Annotated in this window: 24 protein-coding genes and 2 pseudogenes; 18 read left to right on the top strand and 8 right to left on the bottom strand. The window is 40.5% G+C overall.

All coding sequences use genetic code 11. The features are described from left to right. A partial coding sequence (locus tag BT147_RS15555) for an alpha-helical endospore appendage domain-containing protein (RefSeq protein WP_177239784.1) occupies positions 1-758 on the bottom strand: 758 nt, incomplete at its 3' end. Between the two features lie 221 nt (positions 759-979). Beyond that, positions 980-1,585 carry a YitT family protein gene (locus BT147_RS10140; RefSeq protein ID WP_072334601.1) on the bottom strand — a complete coding sequence of 202 codons (606 nt, stop codon included), beginning with the start codon at positions 1,583-1,585 and terminating at the stop codon, positions 980-982. A gap of 414 nt (positions 1,586-1,999) precedes the next feature. Between BT147_RS10140 and BT147_RS10135 the strand changes: the two are divergent. The 8 genes and pseudogenes from BT147_RS10135 to BT147_RS10100 all read left to right on the top strand — a co-directional run. Next, a pseudogene (locus tag BT147_RS10135) lies at positions 2,000-2,203 on the top strand (RNA polymerase subunit sigma-70); the annotation flags it as partial. 262 nt (positions 2,204-2,465) lie between these two features. After that, on the top strand, positions 2,466-3,221 hold the full coding sequence (locus BT147_RS10130) for a Fic family protein (RefSeq protein WP_072334594.1): 756 nt from the start codon (positions 2,466-2,468) through the stop codon (positions 3,219-3,221). 252 nt (positions 3,222-3,473) lie between these two features. Beyond that, positions 3,474-3,947: a DUF2690 domain-containing protein gene (locus BT147_RS10125; protein WP_286119326.1), complete on the top strand. Its 474-nt coding sequence runs from the start codon at positions 3,474-3,476 to the stop codon at positions 3,945-3,947. Between the two features lie 155 nt (positions 3,948-4,102). Beyond that, positions 4,103-4,777: a response regulator transcription factor gene (locus BT147_RS10120; RefSeq protein ID WP_072334588.1), complete on the top strand. Its 675-nt coding sequence runs from the start codon at positions 4,103-4,105 to the stop codon at positions 4,775-4,777. Continuing rightward, the gene (locus tag BT147_RS10115) at positions 4,777-6,162 is read left to right on the top strand and encodes a sensor histidine kinase (RefSeq protein WP_072334585.1); all 1,386 of its coding nucleotides are present in this window, start codon (positions 4,777-4,779) and stop codon (positions 6,160-6,162) included. Before BT147_RS10120 ends, BT147_RS10115 begins: the two co-directional genes overlap by 1 nt. 74 nt (positions 6,163-6,236) lie before the next feature. Continuing rightward, a complete protein-coding gene (locus BT147_RS10110; RefSeq protein WP_072334582.1) occupies positions 6,237-7,340 on the top strand; it encodes an ABC transporter permease in 1,104 nt (367 codons plus the stop codon). Beyond that, positions 7,340-8,032 (top strand): ABC transporter ATP-binding protein, encoded by a 693-nt coding sequence (locus BT147_RS10105; RefSeq protein WP_072334578.1) that lies wholly within the window; start codon positions 7,340-7,342, stop codon positions 8,030-8,032. Before BT147_RS10110 ends, BT147_RS10105 begins: the two co-directional genes overlap by 1 nt. A 198-nt stretch (positions 8,033-8,230) precedes the next feature. Next, positions 8,231-8,812, top strand: a complete 582-nt coding sequence (locus tag BT147_RS10100) for a lipoprotein BA_5634 family protein (protein ID WP_072334575.1) — start codon at positions 8,231-8,233, stop codon at positions 8,810-8,812. Positions 8,813-8,900: 88 nt separating this feature from the next. Here the strand turns inward: BT147_RS10100 and BT147_RS10095 are convergent, their stop codons facing one another. From BT147_RS10095 to BT147_RS10080, 4 genes are read right to left on the bottom strand one after another with little or no spacing between them, the layout of a single operon-like run. After that, positions 8,901-9,104 (bottom strand): hypothetical protein, encoded by a 204-nt coding sequence (locus BT147_RS10095; protein WP_072334573.1) that lies wholly within the window; start codon positions 9,102-9,104, stop codon positions 8,901-8,903. Further along, complete coding sequence (locus BT147_RS10090; protein ID WP_072334570.1) at positions 9,101-10,207, bottom strand: GerAB/ArcD/ProY family transporter; 1,107 nt, start codon at positions 10,205-10,207, stop codon at positions 9,101-9,103. The genes BT147_RS10095 and BT147_RS10090 overlap by 4 nt, the downstream gene beginning before the upstream one ends. Further along, on the bottom strand, positions 10,207-11,397 hold the full coding sequence (locus BT147_RS10085; protein ID WP_072334567.1) for a Ger(x)C family spore germination protein: 1,191 nt from the start codon (positions 11,395-11,397) through the stop codon (positions 10,207-10,209). The genes BT147_RS10090 and BT147_RS10085 overlap by 1 nt, the downstream gene beginning before the upstream one ends. Continuing rightward, the gene (locus BT147_RS10080) at positions 11,394-12,857 is read right to left on the bottom strand and encodes a spore germination protein (protein ID WP_286119324.1); all 1,464 of its coding nucleotides are present in this window, start codon (positions 12,855-12,857) and stop codon (positions 11,394-11,396) included. Before BT147_RS10080 ends, BT147_RS10085 begins: the two co-directional genes overlap by 4 nt. A gap of 283 nt (positions 12,858-13,140) precedes the next feature. Between BT147_RS10080 and BT147_RS10075 the strand changes: the two genes are divergently transcribed. The 9 genes and pseudogenes from BT147_RS10075 (at position 13,141) to BT147_RS10035 (ending at position 21,169) form a co-directional block, all read left to right on the top strand. After that, on the top strand, positions 13,141-14,274 hold the full coding sequence (locus BT147_RS10075) for a virulence factor (RefSeq protein ID WP_072334561.1): 1,134 nt from the start codon (positions 13,141-13,143) through the stop codon (positions 14,272-14,274). 181 nt (positions 14,275-14,455) lie between these two features. Next, positions 14,456-14,650, top strand: a complete 195-nt coding sequence (locus BT147_RS10070; RefSeq protein WP_072334558.1) for a hypothetical protein — start codon at positions 14,456-14,458, stop codon at positions 14,648-14,650. Next, on the top strand, positions 14,628-16,247 hold the full coding sequence (locus BT147_RS10065; protein ID WP_072334555.1) for a recombinase family protein: 1,620 nt from the start codon (positions 14,628-14,630) through the stop codon (positions 16,245-16,247). The genes BT147_RS10070 and BT147_RS10065 overlap by 23 nt, the downstream gene beginning before the upstream one ends. Further along, a pseudogene (locus BT147_RS10060) lies at positions 16,192-16,386 on the top strand (sigma factor); the annotation flags it as partial. The gene BT147_RS10065 and the pseudogene BT147_RS10060, both read left to right, overlap by 56 nt. Before the next feature lie 239 nt (positions 16,387-16,625). Next, the gene (locus BT147_RS10055) at positions 16,626-16,823 is read left to right on the top strand and encodes an AMP-binding enzyme (protein WP_072334549.1); all 198 of its coding nucleotides are present in this window, start codon (positions 16,626-16,628) and stop codon (positions 16,821-16,823) included. Positions 16,824-17,121: 298 nt separating this feature from the next. After that, complete coding sequence (locus tag BT147_RS10050) at positions 17,122-18,030, top strand: DoxX-like family protein (RefSeq protein ID WP_072334545.1); 909 nt, start codon at positions 17,122-17,124, stop codon at positions 18,028-18,030. Between the two features lie 5 nt (positions 18,031-18,035). Next, positions 18,036-18,650, top strand: coding sequence for a DUF4166 domain-containing protein (locus BT147_RS10045; protein WP_072334542.1), 615 nt, complete (start codon positions 18,036-18,038; stop codon positions 18,648-18,650). Further along, entirely contained in the window at positions 18,637-20,250 is a 1,614-nt protein-coding gene (locus BT147_RS10040; protein ID WP_072334539.1) for a YndJ family protein, read from the top strand. The genes BT147_RS10045 and BT147_RS10040 overlap by 14 nt, the downstream gene beginning before the upstream one ends. A gap of 91 nt (positions 20,251-20,341) precedes the next feature. Continuing rightward, positions 20,342-21,169: a 5'-nucleotidase, lipoprotein e(P4) family gene (locus tag BT147_RS10035; RefSeq protein ID WP_502688566.1), complete on the top strand. Its 828-nt coding sequence runs from the start codon at positions 20,342-20,344 to the stop codon at positions 21,167-21,169. Between the two features lie 92 nt (positions 21,170-21,261). Here BT147_RS10035 and BT147_RS10030 read toward each other — a convergent pair whose 3' ends face one another. Further along, positions 21,262-21,933: an O-methyltransferase gene (locus BT147_RS10030; protein ID WP_072334533.1), complete on the bottom strand. Its 672-nt coding sequence runs from the start codon at positions 21,931-21,933 to the stop codon at positions 21,262-21,264. 349 nt (positions 21,934-22,282) lie between these two features. On the opposite strand from BT147_RS10030, the gene BT147_RS10025 reads away from it, so the two are divergent. After that, positions 22,283-22,906 carry a sterol desaturase family protein gene (locus BT147_RS10025; RefSeq protein WP_072334529.1) on the top strand — a complete coding sequence of 208 codons (624 nt, stop codon included), beginning with the start codon at positions 22,283-22,285 and terminating at the stop codon, positions 22,904-22,906. A 128-nt stretch (positions 22,907-23,034) separates the two neighbouring features. On the opposite strand, the gene BT147_RS10020 is transcribed toward BT147_RS10025, so the two are convergent. After that, positions 23,035-23,865 (bottom strand): collagen-like domain-containing protein (locus BT147_RS10020; RefSeq protein ID WP_072334526.1); only part of this gene is annotated, 831 nt, incomplete at its 5' end.

The raw sequence follows: 23,865 nt of genomic DNA, 5'->3' as shown, positions 1-23,865 counted from the left end.
GTCGGTCCTTGAGGCCCAGTGTCCCCTTGAGGACCCGTAGTGCCGTCCGCACCATCCGTGCCCGTCGGTCCTTGAGGCCCAGTGTCCCCTTGAGGTCCTGTAGCCCCCGTAGCCCCGTTAGCGCCTGTAGGCACTTCTAGTTTCACGATGGCAGACCCAGGCGTTACTGTGATTTCTAACGTATCAGATATAAAGTTGAGCGTATCTCCAAAGCTGAGTGGAACCGTGCCGTCCGCGCCCGAGTTTCCTTGAACTAAAAATAAGAAATCACCTGTAACAAAAGTTCCCGTCGTCCCTTGGGGACCCGTCGGTCCTTGAGGTCCAGTGTCCCCTGTTGCCCCAATCGCGCCCGTCGGCCCTGCTGGCCCTTGAGGTCCAGTAGACCCTGCAGGTCCAGGAGGTCCTCCGGATGGCCCTGTTGGCCCAGTGGCGCCTGCTGACCCTGTGGGTCCCCTTGTAACATCTGTGTTCAGCACATTTTCTAGCTTCTCATTTAGGATCCATTCTTTCTTCCCAATTACGTTAATCGTATCACGAACACTGCTGTTAATCAGAAGTAGATCGCTAATGGAAGGTTGAAAGGCTGAGGATACTCCAGGGAGCGTTCCGAGAACATATTGGAGTTTTTCTCCTTCCGCATTAATAATATGACTAAGTCCTAGCTCTTCTAATGCAATCGATGATAGTAGCAGATTTACTGCATCTGCTCTTGTAATGGAGATATTAGGTGAAATATTAGGTATGTTCGCTTGGGACATGCTAGCCCTCCTTTTTCTATAAGCTCTTCTATTGATATTCCAAATCTCTGGCGGGTGTGCTGTGCAATCTATGATAATTAATTGGTTAGATAAGATACACTTTGTAGATCCTGCGGCCCACGATCCCAAAAACGATCTGGATTCATTTATACAAAAAAACCTCTTCTAACATTTGTTGTTTAGAAGAGGTTTTCCGCTCGTATTTCTGTCGTGACCTCCACTTACGTTATAAAGACTCGTTTATACTGATAAACCCATGTAGTAACCTTCCCTGCAATCCCGACAGCAAGAATCGTATAGAGCACATGTGGAACGGAGAGATAAAGCAGCGAGAGCAAGAGAACAAGGGCATCCATGATAAAGAGAGTTGTTCCGATAGAAAGTCCAAATCGTTTGCTTAATAAAAGCCCCAAAATTTCATCCCCACCTGTTGCTCCACCGTAGCGTAAGATGACACCCAATGCTAAACCAGTGACTAAGCCTGAAAGAATCGAGGCGACAATTAGCATATCGGACAAATCGAGCACAAGCGAAGAATATTGTTCCATAAGGCTGTAAAAAAAGGTGAAAGAAATGGTTATAATCGAGGTGTTAATGATGAGTTCCCATTCTTTCCGAAGTAATATGAACAAAATAACAGGTATATCTAAGAGAAGAATCGTAGTCGATGGAGAAAGCCCGAAAGCATATTTTCCTAGTAGAGCTAGCCCGAAAAATCCCCCATCTACTAATTGGTTTTGATAGTTTATATGAAAATAGACGAAAGCCAATAAAAATGTTCCAATTAACATGATACAAAGTTTCTGATACGGTATTTTGTTCCGCATACAAGTATCCTCTTTTCGTAGTTAGAAAAAAATTTACTACGAAAGAAAAGATAACCGAGGGAGTTTTGATTCTCATCCTGTATTTTTTCCTTCGTAGTAAATCTAGAAAAATTGATATTTACTACGAAAGAAGCTAGGTGTATGAGAGATCATACCGTTTCCAGATGGTACTGCCTGGAGACACAAAAATCCTGATCCCTTCTTATATGGTGTAAGGATATTTACCCCTTAACGCAGGATTTTACACTTCATAAAATTTTTCATTAAGTGGCTTTAACATAAGACAAAAGATCATGTGCATAGGGATAAAAAGGATAAACCATTTATATGTACATGCACAGAGAGACACTCTTCTGGGCGCGGATACATATAGTAGATGGATGAAACAGAAAAATCTCATCGGAGGGGATTTTTATGCCCGGAATCTTGACTGCGCTCTCTTTAGTGATTCGGGAGATGGTACTTTTTGTATCGTACATTAAGAATAACGCTTTTCCCCAACCACTAGCCGATCAAGAAGAAGAACGGTGTCTCCGGCTTATGGCCGAGGGCGATGCTGAAGCCCGAAATAAATTAATTGAACATAACCTTCGTCTAGTCGCACACATTGTAAAAAGGATATAGACACAAAACGATGTACAAAAATGATTGTTAAATCAGGATTTGAGCTAGGAATAATAAAGGCTTCGAACAACGGGTTGATCGGTGAGAAGAAGATCATTCGATCGAATGGGGTGGATATTTTTATGGAGTGATGGTGGACAAGCTGTGTGCGAAAGCTAGCTTGGTAATGTTTCTATCATAACGCGTATTGAAGAATAAATATTGTGTGTTTTATTTTAGTTGGATAGAATGTAGTCAAGATAAAGGGGAAGAGATTATGTTTACCAAAGTGGATTCTATGCGAGAACAGTTGCAGCTATTGAGACAAAGAAATCAGATTCATCCTGACACTGAAAATAGCATTAGAGAAAAATTTATTGTGGATTGGACCTATCATTCGAATGCAATTGAGGGGAATAGTCTTTCTTTAATGGAGACCCGCGTGGTTTTAGAAAGTGGAATGACTATAGGAGGGAAACCTCTTAAAGATCATCTGGAAGCAATCGACCATAAGGAAGCGATTCTATACTTAGAAGAGTTGGTTCAAGCAGAAGAGAAGTTAAGTGAGTTTCAGATTAAGCAAATCCATGCAATTGTACTAAACCGTATTCGTCCGAATGATGCGGGGCGCTATCGAAGTGTTCCGGTTACGGTTGGAGACCATTTACCACCCCAGCCGTGGGAAGTTTCTATTCAAATGGAACAGTTGATACAAAAATATTACGGGGAATGGAGTACGCTTCACCCGCTAGAACAGGTTGCGTATCTTCACTGTGATTTTGTTCGTATTCATCCATTTATTGACGGAAATGGGCGAACTGCAAGGCTTATTACGAATCTAGAATTAATGAAGCGAGGTTATCCGCCTATTATCCTTCCGGTTGAGGAGCGAGTAGCTTACTATGAAGCGCTCCAAAAATATGATGATACTGGAAATCCTGATGATTTTCTAGGATTTCTCACCCAGCTAGCTGAAAAATCAATTACCTTCTATTTAACAGTTTGCTCAGGGGGGTCTGGCAGCCATCTTTAAGAAAAAGGTGTTGATCCAGAATTTGTATAAAGCAAGCAAGGAGCCTATCTAGAATTTCCTTGCTTGCTTTATTTATTGTTATACAATATCAATTAGAGGAAATCTTGAGCAAGAACTGAAATACTAAGGGAATAAAGATGGAGGGTGAGTACATACTTGACAGTTGCAATGTTTTGATTAATAATACAAAATATTGCAAATATTACACATTTTGATAGTGTGATCTATCAATGAAAAAAGGAGAAGATTTTCTTGGCTAAAAAAACGTTTTTGCTCTCTCTATTTCTTTTGTTTACAGGTAGCCTTATATTTAATCTGGAAGTGTTTGCCGAAAACCATCATTTTGATGGAAAAAGCCCTTCCTATAGCAATTGTGATGGCAGTGTTGAAACAAAAAGAAGCTCATATCTAAAGGGGCCCGATAACACTAACATCGGTATTGTAGAGTTGCGATTTAGTAATGCGTGTAAAACAGCTTGGGCAAGAATCACGATGTTTAACCCAATCGCTTGGCCTTGGAAAGCCAATGCATTTGTAACCCGGAATACAGATGGGAAAAAGTTCAGTTGCGAGTCTGCGGGAGGAAATGGGGAAGTGATTAATGGTCAGACATTTTGTTTTACTCCGATGGTGTATGATTTAGATCCTAGGACATCTTATGCTTCAGGAATGTACTATCTACCTAATAGTGGTGCTGTCTTTCAAACACGAACAGACTCATATTGAAAAGATGGTAACGGACGGTAGGCAGTAAAATTTGTTATTAATATCGCTTAAAGAAACAAAACAAGCCTCTCAAGGCGGATAGCTTTGAGAGGCTTCAAGCATTCTATATAATAGAAGAGAAGCGAAAAAAGGATTAGCGGGAAAAGGTGAAATCTATGATTCATATCTTAATCGCAGATGATGATGTTCATATTTGCGAACTGGTTCGATTTCATCTCCAAAAAGAAGGGCTGAACGTGTGGGAAGCTGGAGATGGAGAGACGGCAATTGAGATTCTAGAGAAACAGCAAATTCATTTAGCGATTATCGATTTGATGATGCCTAAAAAAAATGGATATGAGTTGTGTAAAGAGATACGGGATTATTATGATATCCCGGTTATTATGCTGACAGCGAAGGATCAGCTGCAGGATAAAGAAAAAGGATTTGAGTGTGGGACGGATGACTATATCGTCAAACCGTTTGAGCCAAGGGAGGTTTTATTTCGTGTAAAGGCATTGCTTCGCCGCTACTCGATGGTTCACTCTGACATTATTACAATTGGCGAAACGATGATCGATCGCAAAAGTTATGTGATTCGGTGTAAGGGAAACTCTGTTATTCTCCCACTGAAGGAGTTTGAACTATTATCCCAACTAGCTAGTTATCCCAATCGAGTTTTTACTAGAGATGAATTAATTCAATTGGTATGGGGCTATGACTTTGTAGGGGATGTTCGGACCGTTGATGTACATATAAAGCGTTTGCGTGAGCGATTTGAAGCTAAGACAGACGACTTTACTATTAAAACCGTGCGAGGGATTGGGTATAAAATGGAGGTCAGATCCTAGTGAAGACACTCTATTCTCGATTTACCATCACCACGATCTGTATCATGATAGTGAGTGGTATTGTTGCTTTTTTGGGAAGTAATCTCTATTACCAGGTTAAGCTAAAATCGTTTAATGACCAAAAGATTACTCAGATGACTCAAACCATTGTTTCGTTTCATCGTGATAATCCTGGAATCCAATTAGATGAATATCTGCAACATATTTCTCGATTGGGTTATCAGATTGCCTTATTCGATGAACGAAAAGAACCAACCTTTTTTGGAAAGCCTTTTCGGATGAATCATTTATCTCCTACTTCGATTGATCAGGTTTTACAGGGAGAGGTATATCACGGAATCGAACAGTTCCCTAGAGAGGCATTTGTAACGGGTTTCTTTGATGATGAATTGCGGAATACGATTGGTATGCCGATTGAATTAGATGGGAAGAAACAAGCTGTCTTTCTCCGCCCTGATATTGGTTACCAATTTGGAGAGATGCGCATCTTTTTTGCGGTTCTGATTGCTCTTATTATTGGATTAAGTGTTTTGTTTGTTTTGATTAGTACATATTATGTGGTAAAACCCATCCGAGATTTAACACATGCTACCAAATTAGTAGAACAGGGCGAGTATGATCTCTATTTACCGACTCAGCGTAAAGATGAAATCGGAAAACTAGCTCTTACCTTCTCCCAGATGGCGCAAAGTGTCAAAAATCTAGATGAAATGAGGCAAGAATTCGTTTCCAATGTGTCACACGAGATTCAATCTCCACTCACTTCAATTCAAGGTTTTACGAAAACCTTACAGACAGAGGATTTGACTAGAGAGCAGCAACAGCGCTATTTAGAGATTGTGGAGAGTGAAAGCTATCGGCTATCCGTATTAAGCAAACAATTGTTAACCCTCGCCTCCTTAGATAAAGAAGGGGGATCCATAGAGAAAACGGCTTTTGATCTATCTGATCAGATCAAACAAGTGATCTTTATGTCTGAATGGCAATGGAGAGAGAAGGATCTAACCATTGAGATGGAGCTCCCTCAGACGATGATTCATGCAGATCCCAAACTACTTTACCAAGCGTGGAGTAATCTGATTACCAATAGTGTAAAGTTCACCGACCCAAACGGCACAGTTGTCGTGAAAATTTGCCCTACTCATCCTAATACAAAAGAGGTACAAGTGTTGATTGCTGATACGGGAATCGGGATGCCTAGCGAAAACCTGCCATATATTTTTGACCGTTTTTATAAGGTAGATCCAGCGCGGACCAGAAATGAGCACGGTACTGGGCTTGGGCTTGCCATTACCAAGAAGATTGTAGAGATGCATGAGGGTTCGATTGAGGTTACGAGTCAGGAAGGAAAAGGAACTCAGTTTCTCATCAGGCTTCCTATGTAACTTTTTATTCATTTGATGTTCATAATTCCTCATTATAATAGAGCCAGATAGTCGAGATGGAGGAGGAAATCAAGATGTTTCTGGCTCTGAGAGAAATCAAATATTCGAAACTACGCTTCTTGCTCATTAGTATCATCATGATTCTGATCACATGGTTAGTGTTCCTTATATCGGGCTTAGCGAATGGATTATCTTCAGAAAATGCTTCTTCCTTTCAACATATAGAAGCAACTCATTTTATCGTTCAGCCTAATGCAGATAAGAAATTAAATCGATCTCGAATCTCAGAAGACAAATGGATTGAGATTCAAAAGCTTTCCAAGCCTGGAGAAGTAACACCATTTGGTCAAAAAATGCTTTCGATCGTGAAGCAAGGAACAGACCGCAAGGTTGATATTGCTGTCTTTGCTACTGATGCAAATGGATTTCTAGCCCCTGAAGTCATAGAAGGGAAAAGGCTAAGGAATGATACAAAAAACGAAGTGGTTATTGATCAATCTCTTAGTAAGAAAGGGATTCAAATAGGTGATTGGATAGAGGACCCTGATACTGATCAAAGATGGCAGGTAGTTGGTTTTACAACGGGACAGATGTATAGTCACTCGCCTGTTGTGTTTATGAACCTACATGATTGGCAGGCCATTCCGATCAAGCAAACTGCCGAAACAACAAATTATTATAATGCCATTTCTGTAAAAATGGATTCATCCAATGTCAGTACACTACAAAGCAAAGTAAAAGATATCGATATCATTACGAAAGAGGATGCTTTGCAAAATATCCCAGGATATAAAGAAGAGCAGAGTACATTAAATATGATGATGGTATTCTTATTTGTTATTGCTTCTTTTGTGCAAGCTGTGTTTTTCTATGTTATTACTCTACAAAAAACAAGTATGTATGGAGTTTTAAAAGCCATTGGGGCGAGTACAGCACAGCTCACACGAAGTCTAATGGCGCAGATGTTAGTTATTATTGCACTGGTCATATTGTGTAGCATAGGGCTTTCCTACGGTGCCCAAGCTTTGATTTCATCCAGTGTCCCATTCGAACTAGATGCCTTCACAATCGCTTTATTCTCAGGACTGTTTTTCGTTGTTTCAATCATCGGATCTCTATTATCGCTCTATCAGATTTTAAAAATTGATGCAGTCGAAGCAATCGGGAGGGTGGAGTAATGAGCGGAAAAGTTTTGTTGGAGCATATCAGCAAATGGTATGGAGAAGGTACTACCTTGGTTAAGGCAGTAGATCAAGTTTCCCTCCATGTCCAAACGGGGGAGTTTGTCGCGATCATCGGCCCATCGGGTTCAGGGAAAAGTACCCTATTATCGATTATGGGCGCTTTACTCTCTCCTAGCGAAGGTCGCTTTCTCCTTGATAATCAAGATGTAACGAAACTTACTAAAAATGAGATGGCGCAAGTGCGCTTAGAGAAAATCGGATTTATTTTTCAATCTTCTAATCTCGTTTCGTTTTTATCTGTACAAGATCAGTTACTGCTTGTGTCTAAATTGGCGGGAAAGAAAGAGAAAGAAGCCAAACAAAAATCAGATCAGTTGCTCAAGCAAATGGGCTTATTTCATCGTCGAAACCATTACCCAGAGCAGTTATCGGGTGGAGAGAAACAGCGTGTTGCCATCGCTCGTGCATGGATGAACGATCCCGAATTGATCCTAGCTGATGAACCGACTGCCAGCCTTGACTCTAAACGCGGTCGAGATATCGTCGAAATGATCGCCAAGGAAGTGAAATCGCGAGGTAAATCTGCCATTATGGTTACTCATGATGAACGAGTCCTTGATCTATGTGACCGAGTGTTGATGATTAAGGATGGACAATTAAGTGAGCGTGTTATCGCGCATGTATAAATAAACGGGGCTTGTTGATCGGCCCACTTAGGTAATACCAATCCATTTTTTCCTTACAAACAAGTAAGTATAATGTAAGCTTTATCGATCATTCATGATGCTTATTTACTATACAATAACGTTAAGAAGTCTTAGATAAAGAAAAGAGTATCTGAGCTTCAATAGGATTACATCTTTGACATGTGAGGAGACATCATAATGAAAAAATGGATTGGTATCGGATTAGCAATGGCTCTTTTACTTGGAGTTCTATCCGGTTGCTCATTATTTGGAAAAAAAGCAAATGGGTTTGTACTATATGGAACAAAAGATCAAGTAGAGGCAATGGCAGGTAAATTTAAAAAAGAAGCAAAAGAATCAGATATATACGCAGCGAAGCTTACCATGCTAGAAGGTAAAAAGGTCCTTGTCTTAACTAAGAAAAATGGAGAAGCACTTGTTAAGAAAGCATTATTGAAAAAAATCGATAACAATCATGATGTAAAGGCAATTGACAAGTTACCGGTTATCACAGCAGAACAAGGTGTATTATTTGCTCAAGATAAAGTAGAAAATGCTACAATCGATGGAGCAAAACTCAAGTATGAAGGTAATATTATCATCGGAGATGAGCGTCTCTATGCTGATATGTATGCAATTGTTGACGAAGCAACATTTACAAAAATGAAGGGCGAAGAGAAGTCTGTGGGTGTATTAAAATTTGATAAGGATCCTAGTAAAGATTTTCCGAATAAAAATGGAGTAGAAGCATCAGAAATGGTTACGATTAATAAAAAGTAAACTATAGCTTTGAATGCAGAAGCAAGGGATTCCATGATCGGGATTCCTTGCTTTATGTGTGAGTAGTGGGTTGAAGGGTGACTAAGCCCTATAGAGTGATCCAATCAATGAATTTAGCAATCCAGTGATTGGGATTAAACTTCCTTTCTAAGAAAATGCTTATCCAATCAGCGAAGCCGAGTAAAACGATCGACACGTACAACCATATTTCCTTCGTACTTCTTTTTTGTTTCACCATCACGAAGATACTGGCTGTCAAAGCTACTGCTATAAAAAGGATGAACCAGATCATGTTTGAGAGCCAACCACCTTTCGTTTCTCTCTACTTTTTTTCATCCAAGTTAAGAAAAGGAAAAGCAAAGGGAAAATGGCAGCGAAGAGTAGCATGTATTCAAAGTAATACTCTCTGTTAAATACTATATTTTCCAGAATGTTATCAAATCCTAACGAAAGTCCAGAGATGAATAAGACGAGAGAAATGGCAATCCATGACCGATTGTTTACTTGAAACAATTGGCACAACCCTGATACCGCGCAATAATAAGTAATGCTTAGCTTGATAAAAACAACAATAAGCAAGATAAGTGCAATAGTCGATTCCAGATGCTCGAAGAAAGTGCCTATGTGCATCTCTTGTACAATGACAAACAAAGAGTACGTTTCATGAGAAGCTCGAGTCACACCGAGTACTCCTATTGTGAAAAACACGCCCACACTGAGTAATAATGCAGTAACTACATTTGCCAGAATAAAACTTACTTTGATTCTGCTTCTGACATATGGAAATAGCATGACCAATAAAAAAGATTCCATAAAGGGGAAACCGAATAGTGATCTAGTCTCTTTCATAGTTGTCCATATGTTCATTCGAAACATTCCCTGAAATCGATCCCAATTCCACTCATACAGGGCAATAAAAAATATAAAGAGAAATGTCACTGTAACGAGAGGAAACAAAAATTCTGTTGATCTGGAAATGGTTTCTATTCCTTTTATTACGGCGTAACAAATAATGAGAAGAAACATGACATGAAATACGGTTATAGGTGTACGTGGCATGAGATTAATTTTCATGAAATCACCTAGATTTCGAGTGATTAATGATGACAGATGTATAAAATATCCAATATACAATAGTGCAATAAATCCCCCGAGTCTTTTTCCGGCTACTTGAATACAAATCTGGATAATGCTATTTCCTGGATAATAGTTAGCGAGTTTTATCCAGATAAGGGATAATAGAACACCCGCTACTCCTGCCCATAGGGGAATGATCCATGCATCTTGTTTTGCGATGGATATAAGTCCTCCTATACGAAATAAAAATGAAGTTCCTAGCAAATAGCCAAGTGCTAGTATAAAAAATTGCCATGTGCTAATTCGAGCTGTTTCCATCATTTCCCCCCCATATACGGATTGATGGTTTGACCAATATCAGTAATCTCGCTTTTAATAGATAGGTGGATCTTTGTTTTATCCCATCCAATACCCCTTTTTTTCATATCATCCCATTCTTTTCCGCTCTGGTATTTGAATTTTTCCTCTAAGCCAAATAAATCCCATCCTCTTCTGATAGACTCCTGATAGAATTCCGTCGTTTTCTGAAGTACTTGCTGCTTAAATTTTTCTTCGATTATCTTCAAATTTTCTAATGTTAATGCTTCCTGTTGTTCATTGTTCACCAGTGAGAGTTTTGTACTGATATCGACTGTCCAAACTGGCTCACCAGAAACAATCTCCAAGCGCCTCCGGACTTTTGGGTTAATGGCTCGAACTCCCACTTTGCGGTTATGTATCGTCAGCGACTCCATAAACACCTCACTCTCCCCTTTTAATATAAAGTAATAATTCATTTGGTTTAATTTCAACTTCCCAATCATTCGGTCATGTTTAAACACAGCGCCTCCACTAAATATGAGGTTTCCTTGATTTGCATCAATCTGTTCATATCGATTTGTGGAGGGAGATGGACTAGACCCACTTAGGCTTATCATGGGTATGACCATCAGCATAGAGGATTCCATGTTTTCCACCAAATCTTTAACGCGTACCCTTTTGCTTAAACGTCCAGTTAATTGGGATTGGATATCAATAATAGACCGTAGTGAGCGCCCAGGTAGCCGTTCCAGCGGGAGGTAAGTCATCATCACGTCAGTGAGAGGTGAATCTGTAATAAATAGGTAAAGATTGGAACGCCTATTATGTTGCTTCTCAAAAAAATTAAGCAACGAATTCATTCCTTGCTGAGCATAACGTTCCGTCACTATTTCAGCCTGGTAGTGATCTGAAAAAAGCTTTCTCGGTAAAAGATTAGCTGTTTTCGTTCCTAACTCCGAGATATTATCGGCTTGAACACAGTACGTATAAACAGGAGCCTTGATACCTCCTCCTTTTTGTACAGCAACTGCCTCTGGATTTACAATTTGATAATATACAATCTGCTTCCCTGTATCCGGGTCCTGATCTGCCCCTACCAACTCACCGATTGCCAATTCATTCAACTCGTTCTTATCCCAACATCCAGTCGTACAGCATAGAAGGACGCCTGTCAGTACGATCATGAAGCCTTTTTTTAACTCCTTCATACTCTTCTCCTTCGTCTTTTTCTCGTGATTTGTGGATATGTTTTCATCCATGGACGAGGCACCCTCACAAACACATCCTTCCAATCACTTAATTTAGAAGGAGCCAGCGGGGAGAGGTAGGGAACACCAAATGATTTAATCGAAGCCAGATGTACGACAGTAAATAGTACGCCACACAATACACCAAACAACCCCATAAATCCGGCTAGTGCCATATAGGAAAATTGGATAATTCGTTGTGTGATACCGAATTTATAAGACGGTGCTACAAAATTGGAGATAGCAGTGATGGATACGACAATAACCATTGACGCAGCAACCAGGCCGGCTGCAACTGCTGCCTCTCCTAATACCAACGCACCCACGATGGATATAGCCTGTCCTGCGATCCGAGGCATCCGAAGACCTGCTTCACGCAATACTTCAAACGTGAGCATCATGATAACGGCCTCTAGCAGTGTGGGAAAAGGAACTCCTTCTCGCTGAGCCGATAGATTGATAAGGAGAGAGTGGGGAAGAAGCTCCTGATGATAAGTAAGAATCGCAATGTAGAGAGAAGGTACGAGTATAGCCAATATGAAAGAGAGAATCCGTAACCACCGAAGAAGAGTGGCGATATGAGATCTTTGATAGTAATCATCCGGTGTACTAAAGAATTGAAAAAAGGTAACGGGACCCATTAATGCATCTGGAGTTCCATCAACGAGTACACCTACTCGTCCTTCTAATAGATGAGACGCTAGAACATCAGGTCTTTCTGTTTTTAACAAAGTGGAGAAAGGGGAGATGGTTCTATCCTGAATCCACTCCTCTATATAGGCGCTGTCTAAAATACTATCGGTTTCGATTGAACGGATGCGCTTTCGAAATTCACCTACCACTTCTGCGGGAGCAAGGTGTTCTAGGTAGAGCAATCTGACCTTTGTCTCCGTTTCGGTACCAATGATGAACTGCTCAATTCGCAGATGGACGTTTTTTACTCGTTTTCTGAGGAGAGCCAGATTGATTTCAATGCTTTCCGTAAACCCTTCCTGCGGTCCTTGGACGGTGGATTCCATTAATGGTTCTGATACATTTCGATGAGGTGCCTGAAATATATCCAGAAGTAATACTTGTCTGGTGTGTTCGATAACCAATAAACACCACCCACTTAGCAATTTCTGGATACAGTGATTCAAATCTGTAGTTTCCTTAATAGAGCTAAGCGGGAGTCGATATTTTAGTACATTTATGATGTCACGAGACGAGCGCAACTCATTGTCTAAGGATTCTTCGGTTAAGAAGTGAAGTAATTCATGTTCAATCTTATGTTTATCTACTAATGTTTCAATAAAAATACAGTGGCCGTGAAGACTCGGCGATACAACAAATACGTGATTCACTAGGTCTGGAGGATTTTGAAGGGTGTTTACTATTTGATTTACAAATGCTTTTGGATCGATTTCATTAATGGGTAGCATATTTAAATGACCTCGAATTTTTTTATACATATGGATTTACATTGTCGTTTATTAAGTATTACCAGTGAGCGATCGAATATGCGCCAACGATTTTTTGTCTATCTTTATATCATGGGGTATTATTACCTTAAGAGAGTTTGATGGTAGCGATGTACGAAAGCTTGGGGAGCAGAAAGGCACGTTCCTTATTAAAACCTTCTTCCGAATCATGACTGCTAGTTTATAATCTGAACCTATCAGTTGAATCACTCAAAGGCTTTTTCCTACATAAGGGGTGAATGGAATGAAAATCGTAGCAATTGAACCAACTCCAAGTCCGAATGTGATGAAGTTAATAGTTGAACCTTCGCTTACAAATGGTATTAGCTATAACTTCCGAAAAGAGCAGGAACAATCGGCTCCTGAGCATATCCGCAAACTACTAGCCGTTGAAGGTGTGAAGGCCATCTTCCAAGTAGCTGATTTTATTAGTGTGGAGCGTCATCCAAAAGTAGACTGGAAACAAATCCTACCGGATGTACAACGCCTATTTGGATCGCAGGAAGATCTTGCCGATGATTTGAAGGTCCAGCGTACGGATCAAGCATTTGCAGAAGTAAAAGTTGAGATCCAAAAATTAAAAGGGATTCCGATTCAAGTGAAGGTAAGCAGAGGTACTGAGGAGAAGCGGTTTGGCTTACCTGAGCGGTTCACCACATCTATGATGGCGATTCAAAAAGGGGTTTCCAATTATGTTTATGAACGGAGATGGCTCGAACAGAGTCCTCGATATGGTGATTTACAGGAGATCGGTGCACAATTGGTGGAAGAGTTAGTAGCGGCTTATTCTGAGAAGCGTTTATCCATGCTAGTGGATTTTGCCCTGCATCCAGAGGTTTACCAAAAAGTGAAAACTACTTTTTCAACAGAGCAGGTAAGAGCTGATTTCTCTTCTACTGAATGGGAAGTTCGCTTTGCGGCTCTTGATCAATGGGAAGTAGCGCTAGATGGACTGGACATTTTAGAGAAAGCAATCGAGGATCCTCAAACCTCCATCCGACGACAAGCTGTAGTCATCTTGGGGCAATTAGAAGATGATCGGGTGTTTCCCCTTCTGATGCGAGCACTTGAAGACTCTTCGGCAGTAGTGCGAAGAACCGTTGGAGACACGCTATCTGATTTAGGGAATCCTATCGCCATTCCAGCCATGTGCAAGGCCCTATCTGATCGGAATAAACTCGTTCGTTGGCGTGCTGCACGTTATTTGTTTGAAGTGGGCGATGTTACAGCCATACCAGCTTTACAAAAAGCGATTCACGATGAAGAATTTGAGGTGCAATTACAAGCTCAAATTGCCTTAAAGAGGATCGAAAGCGGGGAAGAAGCAAGTGGAACCGTCTGGCAACAGATGATGCGTGAGATGAGTGAGAAGAAATGAATTGGCATAGGATTCCTCATATAACAAGGCAAGGGCTAAGACAGCGATCCAGAGGGGATTGTTGTCCTAGCTCTTATTTTGGTTCGTATTGATTTAAGTGTATAGAGATCTCTTTCTAAATGTGATAGTACAACCTATAACACACGTACGTTTTATTAATATAACAAAGGCGGTGTAACAAATGACCAGAAAGAAAGTTCTGATAACCTTTGTCTATGTGAAAGATAAAAATTCGAAATCAACTGAAGAGTTAAGAAGCGCGCTTGATGCAAAAAATAGAGCGATTGATATCTTTACGCAGCTGGTATTTCAAGAGGAGTATATGGAGTTGGAATCAGGAAGGATGTGCGGGGATGAGAGTAGCTTTATATGCTAGGGTGTCAACGGAACAACAAGCAAACCAAGGAACATCCCTCGAAGCCCAAGTTGAGATGTGTATAAATAAAGCCTACTCTCTAGGTTTATCTAAGTTTGAGATCTATAAAGAGAGTGGAGCTTCTGGAGAAGATATTGATCGTCCGGAGATGAATCGTTTACGAAACGATATAGCGAGTGGCGGGATTGCATATGTGATATGTGTACATCCAGATCGTTTAAGTAGAGATATGACCGATAAATTGATTGTTTGCCGTGAATTTGAGAAGTACAATGTAAAGCTTATTTTCTGTGATGCTGAATACCAAGATACTCCAGAGGGACAGTTGTTCTTCAATATGCAGTCGTCGATTGCTCAATATGAGTTAGCGATGATTCGGAAAAGAACGAGCCGGGGTCGATTAAAAGCGATCGAGAAGCATAATAAAATCATGCCTATGCGGGTAGCTCCGTTTGGCTATGATTTAGTGGAGTCGAGCCTAGTTATTAATAGTGAAGAAGCAAAGCTGGTAAAGATGATTTATGAATGGTACGTATATGAAAACATGACCCTTCGTGAAATTGGAAATAAGTTAGTCAGCTTGGGTGTTTCGCCAAAAAGAAAAGAGAGTAGCAATTGGCATCAATCCTCTATCAATCGTATATTGACGAGTGAAATTTATGTTGGAACGTACTGGTATAACAGAAGAAAGTGTCAAAAAGTCAAAGGGGAGAAAACAAAGAGCGGTAATCCGAAGAAAACATATGTAATCCGTGATCGATCCGAATGGGTTCAGACAGAGGTTCCAGCCATTATTGATCCGGAACTATTTAAGCTAGCCCAGTCCCAAAGGCAACGTAACGTAACGAACAGTGGAAATGTTAAGTTTCAGTATTTGTTAAAAGGGCTTATTCGATGTGGACACTGTGGGGGGACTTGGAACGGTACTACTTACTCTGGCAGAAGAGACAAACAAACAGGTGTGAAGGGGAAATACAGATGTTATCGCTGTCCAAATAAGAACCCGAAACGATACGGGGAAGAGGTTTATAAGTGTGGTACGAAAACACTACGAGCCGAGGTAGTTGAAGACTTTATCTGGAGTTTAATCCTTCGCACCATTATGGATCGAGACACGATCTTATCGCGCTTTGAACAAAATTCAGCTATCGTTCAAGAGCAGATCGAGATGATGGCAGATGCGTTGGAAAAACGAATTGCGGAGAAGGAGAAAGAAAGAGCGAGAGTGAAAACGATGTTTGTTCGTGAGATTATAACAGAGGAAGAAATGTACGAAGATTTTAGTAATTTGAACAAAGATAGTAAGAGTTTAAAAAGCGAGCTGCAATCTCTGCAGAGCCGTTTAAATGAAAATCAAGAAAACAAAGAAGCTAAGGAGAAAGCCAAACAGGTAGTCACTTATTTAGAGAAGTTGATCGCTCAAGAGGAAGATATTCCGTTTGTGAAAAAGAGGGCTATCATTCAGACTTTGGTCGATAAAATCATTTTTACATTTAATGAAGATAATACTCGCTGTGAAGTGACGTGCATGGGTCATCTAGATATTTTCGTTGAAAACATTGACATCGTTTCGTGTCTACAATACCAAAAAGTTTGAGAACACAGGTGAAGACTCAGAAGACTTGATCTCCATTGGAACGATTGGCCTTATTAAAGCAATTGAATCGTATCAAGTAGGAAAAGGAACGAAGTTAGCGACTTATGCTGCACGGTGCATCGAAAATGAGATATTGATGACAACAGTGGTGCATTGATAATTGCGGTCCCTAGACAGGAAAATCCTGATCGTGAGGCAATTAAAGCATGGTCAACTCCGTCTTATCAAGGAATATCCTTTATCCGAAGGGCTGATCTACATTAACTATCATGTAAACTCTGATAGCTCTGTGTATAATGAGCCTTTTGCTTGGTATATACATAGGATCAGGTGAAAATCCGTGGTTATTGTATAGAGCCGGGGGAGATCGTCCGGCAGTTGATTACACATGAAGGAGTAAAAGAATCATATGTGATGATGCACCGAGATGAGGCTGGGCAAGCGTCTCTTTGTGCGTATGTGGCTGTAGATGAAGAAGTACAGATTGCTGAGTTAACTAGATATTTGAAAGAAGTATTATCTGAATATATGATTCCTGCACATTTCGTTCAATGGAGGCACTTCCTCTTACTGTAAACGGGAAAGTGGATCGGAAGCGGTGTCGTTGTCTGAGATCGAACTAAGTGGTATGTCATAACATGTTGGAGCGTTCCTACGATCGAAGACACAGATGGTTGACGGGTAATATTAATGAACACTAGTGGAATCTAAAGAAAATCTGTAAAGAAGAACCCGGTTTTTCACTCTTAGCAGTGAAAAGCCGGGTTCTTCTGCTATTGCTGAGTATACGGATAGAAGCGACTAGAAGGGGCAATTCGTGATTCATTGTTCATATTTTCACAATATGTGATAAGATACAGAAGAGGTGAGGAGAGTGAAGAATACACCTATTTATGTTGAGATATCAATTGATTCTGATATCGAAGAAGTTTGGAAAGCGACTCAAGAACCTTACTTACATGAGCAGTGGGACCTTCGATTTTCATCGATTTCTTATTTACCACAAGCAGATAGTCAACCTCAAGAATTTACATATTGCACGAATATTGGATTTGGAATGAAGGTGGAAGGTTGGGGCAGGAGTGTAGGGGAGTTTCATGCAGAAGATGGTTCTAGAACTTCCTCTTTGCATTTCGGTACAGATCAAGCGATTTCGATTATCCGAGAGGGGAAGGGATATTGGAAGTATCAACCGCAACCAGAATCCGTCTTGTTTCTAACACAATATGATTATCAGGTCAATTTTGGACGTTTGGGAAGTTGGTTTGATCGGTTTATTTTTAGACCGATGATAGGATGGGCCACTGCTCTGAGCTTTGATGTATTAAAGAAATGGATTGAAAAGGGGGAGAGTCCAGCCAGTCAATTTATTCGGTTTTTCAGCTACTGGCTTATGACGATCTTGTTTAGCGGGGTCTGGATTTTCCATGGTCTTATTCCAAAGATCTATGCGATGCATCCAGAAGAAATCTCGATGATGAGGGATGCTTTTCCAATGAATCTTTCGACGGCTAAAGGCCTGTTGATATCACTGGGGATTTTGGAAGTCTCACTGGGATTATGTTGGATATTTTATAAAAAACGCAAGAATCTATTTAGATTACAGGTCTTATTATTTCCTTTTTTTATGTTAGAGCTATTCATAGCGAGTCCAAGCTATATTCTCCACCCATTTAGTCCACTTACGTTTCAGTTAAGTCTATGGGTACTATCACTCATCGGCTTGTGGATTAGTCATGATGTGCCGACTGCGAGTAGTTGTAAAAGAAGGAGGACTGGGTAACCAAGATGTCTATTTACAGACAAATGTTAGGTGAAGAAGCGTTCCAGTCTCTCCATCCAATGCTTCAAAAGAGATATGAAATTTCCAAAGGGTCATTGTATGCATCAGGAACGATGCGAGAAATCAAAACAGGAAAATGGTGGCTTTCTCCTCTATTTCGACTAGGAATAAGGTGTAAACTGATGTTTCCAGAACAAGGAAATGATATCCCCTTTACGCTGGCGAATGTATGCAGGACCGGAAGGGATGGAGACCAACAGATTCATTGGGAACGTATTTTTTATTTTAATGAGAAACGAAGATATTTTAATGCACTCATGAGCTTTGATTCGGATCGGAAAATCGTAAAAGATTACCTAGGGGAACCCAGTATTTTATATTCTGAGTTGATTTTTCGTGTGGGAATGCATGGAGATTTACATATACAGTCAGATCGGCAGAGGTTAGTATGTGGAAAATGGGAGGTTCCATTACCTAAATGGTTGCAGGGCATAGCAAACGTCAGAGAAACCTACATAGAAGAAAAAGATGTTTTTTCGATTCAGGTAGAGGTGCGAAATCCTCTGGTGGGGGTTATTTTTTCTTACGAAGGAGAGTTCCGAATCGATGAAGATAAGTAAACACATGATCTGGCATCTTGCTTTGTTTTCTTTGGCTGTCTGTTTTGGAGAACATTCATGGTATTTTTTATTACTGACTGTTGCTCAATTGATTTTTGTCCCGCTTGCTTTGCATCTGATCATGGAGAAAGATGCTTGGTTTGCACGTGTATATCCGTACATAGCATATCCGGCTTTTCTTGCCATTGTGATGCTACATATAACGGGACAGACGAAATGGGATGCATGGCTGGCAGGAATCTATCTAGGCTTTACGATCGTAGTGTCATTATATGGTCTCACACGATTTTTTAGGCGTGGCTTTGCATATCTAGAAGAATGCTCAATCGATTTAGGAATGATGTATCTGTGGATCGGCGGGGCTTGGTATTTTGCTCATGAAGCGAATGTGGAGACCGGGTTTTCTCCGATTATTCGCTGGCTAACGGGAATTCATTTTCATTATTCTTCGTTTTTGCTCTTGATTTTTGCAGGTCTACTTGGTAGAAGGATTCAATCTCAATCTATACTATATAAATTGGTATGTGGCGTTATCTTTGTATCTCCGATCATGGTAGCTTTAGGGATTACCTTTTCCAGGTGGCTGGAATTAGTCTCTGTTGTACTTTATATCGTTGGAATTTATGGGCTGATTTATCTTTCTTTCCAAGAGAAATTTGCTAATCGTTTTCAAAGATGGATGATTCGAAGTTCTTTTTCTGCCGTAGGAATCTCGATTCTCTTTTCTCTCGTTTATGCGCTAGGGAATGTTTGGGGAGCTTATCGAATTACGATTGATTTTATGATTTTTTTCCACGGAGTTACGAATAGTGTAGGCTTTGCGTTTCTCGGCTTAATGGGCTGGATGTCTCATACTCCAGAATCCCGTTTTACCGGGTGGAATTTTCCCATGAGTCGTATTCGAGGTGGAAGGAAAATTGGCGAGGAAATCTGTCAGCAGATAGTGGATCTAAATGAAAAGACACCGAAGGGGCTCGTCGATGATGTAAAACTATTTACACCTGATGTGGATTCATCCCTACTGTCCCCAACCATTTTGGACTTTTACCAGCACACGGAGCGTTATCGCTTGATGGCCAAGGTTCGTTGGAACTCTTGGTTTACTCCATTTGCTTTCATCTATCACTTCTTTAGTAGGCGATTTCAACAGTTGAATTTGCCCATTTCCCGCAAGCCGATTGAGATGTTGGGTAGTATATCGCCTGTTCTAGAAGAATTAGATGGTCGAGAGAAGCCACGGGCTTGGCTGAGAAAAGTGGGAGAAGAGGTTGTATTCGTAGCACTGTATTCGTACCACCAAAGCCAGGGACGGACCTATATGAATATATCACTACCGTTACCAGGTTCCGCGATGATTGGGATTCTTGAGTGGAAACAAAAGGGGAGTGATCTACAAATTACAAGTGAAGCCTCGACGTCTTCTTCAGACTCAGGGATTTATCTAGCTGGTAAGAAGTCTACGTGGAAGCTACCCTTGCGAGAGCGATTTTGGGTAAGGGAGATAGAACCTGGGAAAATGGAAGCTCATCATAAAATGTGGATTTTTGGGATTCCTTTTTTACGGGTTGAGTATGAGATTGAGAGTGACTATGATGAATGATATTCCATAAATTTACACAGGTAAATAGATGATGTATAGTAAATACGTATAAAAAAGTATGTAGTGAGGGGCGGGATAAGAAATGAACCGAATGATGAAAGCAGGTATGGTAGTGGCGTTCTCTATTGTTTCCCTAGTAGGATGTCAAACTCCAACACAAACACAAGATGTCAAACAAGAGAAAGCGAAAGAAGTTGCTTTGAGCGAACAACAGGTAATGGCGGATGTGTGGTTTCAAACAGCAGGAGAAAGCAAAGCTCTCTATTACCAGGGATATAATGTTGGGAAGATGAAATTAGATGAAGCTCTGAAAAAGAAAACACAGAAAAAGCCTGCGATTGTATTAGATTTGGATGAGACTGTGCTGGATAATAGTCCGTATCAAGCAATGACAGTAAAAGAGGGGAAAGGATATCCGTATAAATGGGATGATTGGATTCAAGCAGCCAAAGCAGAAGCTTTACCTGGTGCAGTCCCTTTCTTACAGTACGCGAATGAAAAAGGAGTCTCGATTTATTACATATCGAATCGTAAACAGAAGAATCAACTCGAGGCCACTATTAAGAACATGAAGAATTTGGGAATCCCACAAGCGGATGCAGATCACGTCTTATTACAAAGCGAGAATGAAAAAGGAAAAGACGAACGGAGAAAGAAAGTTACGGCAGAACGGGAGATCGTCCTATTCTTTGGCGATAATTTATCTGACTTCCAAGCATTTGATCAAAAAAATGTAAAAGACCGAAACCAAGCAGTAGAAAATGTTCGTTCATCGTTTGGCGAGAAATTTATTGTTTTCCCAAATCCGATGTACGGAGATTGGGAGTCGGCAGTGTACCAGTATGATTCTAAAAAATCGGATGCTGATAAGGACAAGGCTCGAAAAGATGCGATGCGCATATTCGAATACAACAAATAATCTAGGAACCAGGAATTGAATACAAACCAAACCTCCCTATGAAGAATAAGAGGGAGGTTTGGTTTGTATATATTTGGGAGGAAAATCCTTCTTTACTCAGTGACGAGAATGACTGCGAAGCCATCGTATCCTTTTCCTCCCACTGTTTGAATGGCTGTGGAAGTTAAGCGAGATTCCTTGGCAATCATATCGAATAATTCGCGAGTTCCTTCCACACCAGGGTCTTTACTATTTTCGTCAATGACTTCCCCTTCACGAACTACATTATCGCAGACAATTAGAGTTCCGGGGCGTGAAAATTTTAGGGCATATTGCAGGTAGTTAGGGTTGTTAGGCTTATCCGCGTCAATAAACACCATATCAAATACTGGGCTTTCTTCTGCTAATTTGATTAAAGAGTCTAACGCTTCCCCCACTTGAATCTCTACACGGGAGGTAAGACCGGCTCGATCAATATTTGCCTGAGCGACTTGGGCATGAGTAGGATCAAGCTCTAAGCTTACTAACCGTCCATCTTGTGGTAAGGCACGAGCTAGCCATATGGTACTATACCCGCCAAGGGTTCCGATTTCTAAGATGTGCTGTGCTCCTTGGAGCTTTGCAAGTAGGTGAAGGAGTTTCCCCTGACAAGGAGATACATCGATCGCTGGCAAACCAGCCCTTTCATTTGCTTCTAAGGTTTCTTCTAATACTGGATCCGATTGTACAAGCAGATTTGAAATATAATCGTCAACTTTTGACCATTTAGTTTGGACATCAATCATATTTGTGCCATCCTTTCAAATCTCAATAGTGTAAAGGACTTTCTTCTATATTATATAGAAAATATCATCTATTATATAGCAATTTTTATTTTATGAATATAAACTAGATTGCTGGATGGATGCCACTATATATATCGGAGATGGGATAGAGAGAATAAGTTAAATATGTATTATACTGAGGCAAGTATTATAATGGGTTTAGGAGAACCAAACTCAGGCTCATGATTCAAAAGATCTACAGAGAATATGAAAGTCACCATTTTCGGGTGTGTCTGGTAAGTTAAGTCGAAATATTCACATGTTAATCTCTTGAAGCCATATGACTGAGGTCAATCATGGAGGGATTCTAATGAAGAGGGTATATCGAGAATTTTTTTTTCATTTTGATATCACGGCGATGCTTGTCATTTTAGTGGCTTTTGGTTTCTATGTCCTGTATCAAGGAGTAAATGCTTTTACCTTTCTCTCACTTTTTCTCGGAATGGGCTTGTATGCTTTTTTAGAATATGTTACGCATCGGTTTCTTTTTCATATGAAGCCACCTAATAATCTCTTTTTCTTAAAGCTGTTGAAGCGTCTTCACTATGACCACCATGTCGAACCTACTAACTTGAAACTATTATTTCTTCCTGTCTGGTATAGCCTTCCTTTTGCCATTGTACTTTCCTCTGCGGCTTTTCTTATCACGAATTCTCTTACTCTCACTGCATCCTTTGTGATAGGATTAACAGCTATGCTATTGATCTACGAATGGAAACATTACGTTGCACATGTCTCGCTTAAACCTAGAACCTCATTTGGAAGATGGTTAAAAAAGACGCACTTATTGCACCATTATAAAAATGAGAACTATTGGTACGGGGTCTCCAATCCACTATTTGATATTGTGTTTGGAACGTTAAAAGATGAAAAAGACGTGCCCACCAGCTCGACAGCGAAAGATTTAGAAGGTAGAGATAGGGTTGCTCAGTAGTAGAGATCATAAAAGTTGCCTGATAACGTATAGTTATCAGGCAAAAAGGTATCTTCATTATCAAATGAAGCAAAGTTATCGATTTACTACAAGGGAATGTCATTTTATGATGGTTCCATTTTTTCTAACTAGAGTGCTCCTCCATCGGCAACACGAAGGATAGTTGCCTGAGCACCAGACCCAACAATATTGCCACTCGTAATACTTCTGATGCCTCCTGATCTATTACCAAACTGAATAACATCGTTTACAGAAAGTTGTTGAACTGTAGAGGTGCTTAGTACTCCGCCCGTCGTACCTATAGACATGGGAGCAATGTCGAAAGGACTGCCATTTATAGATATACCAAATGTTGTTATATCCGGAGCTGGATCAATATTTGCAGAATATATCATCAAGTATATGCCTTCTCTGATAATAGTAAAATCAGTGAAACCATCAAATAAAATCCCGGATATGGTAGAAGGTCCATTTACTATACTAAAATCAATAGGAGATTGTACGTCAATTATCTGGGTACCGCAGCTTACTCGAGCCAAGTTTTGTAATATAGGCGCTGTCGGTCCAGTGGCCCCAGTAAATCCTGTAGCCCCAGTAAATCCTGTAGCCCCAGTAAATCCTGTAGCTCCAGTAAATCCTGTAGCTCCAGTGGCACCAATAACGCCGTCAGTTCCTGTCGGTCCAGTGGGTCCTGTATTCCCAGTAACACCCACAAACCCTGTCGGAATATCGATTCTCACATTGGCGGAACCGGGTGTTACCAAAATTTCTAATGTATCGGATATAAAGTTAAGTGTATCTCCGAAACCGAGTGAAATACTTCCGCTAGCTCCTGAATTCCCTTGCACCAAAAATAAGAAATCACCTGTAGCGAAAGATCCAGTAGGTCCCATAAAACCTTGGGGCCCTGTAACGCCTTGAGGTCCTGTAACGCCTTGAGGTCCTGTAACGCCTTGAGG

The organism is Thermoactinomyces sp. DSM 45891 (assembly GCF_900119485.1).
GTDB lineage: Bacteria > Bacillota > Bacilli > Thermoactinomycetales > Thermoactinomycetaceae > Baia.
This window is presented reverse-complemented; position numbering and strand designations above follow the sequence as displayed.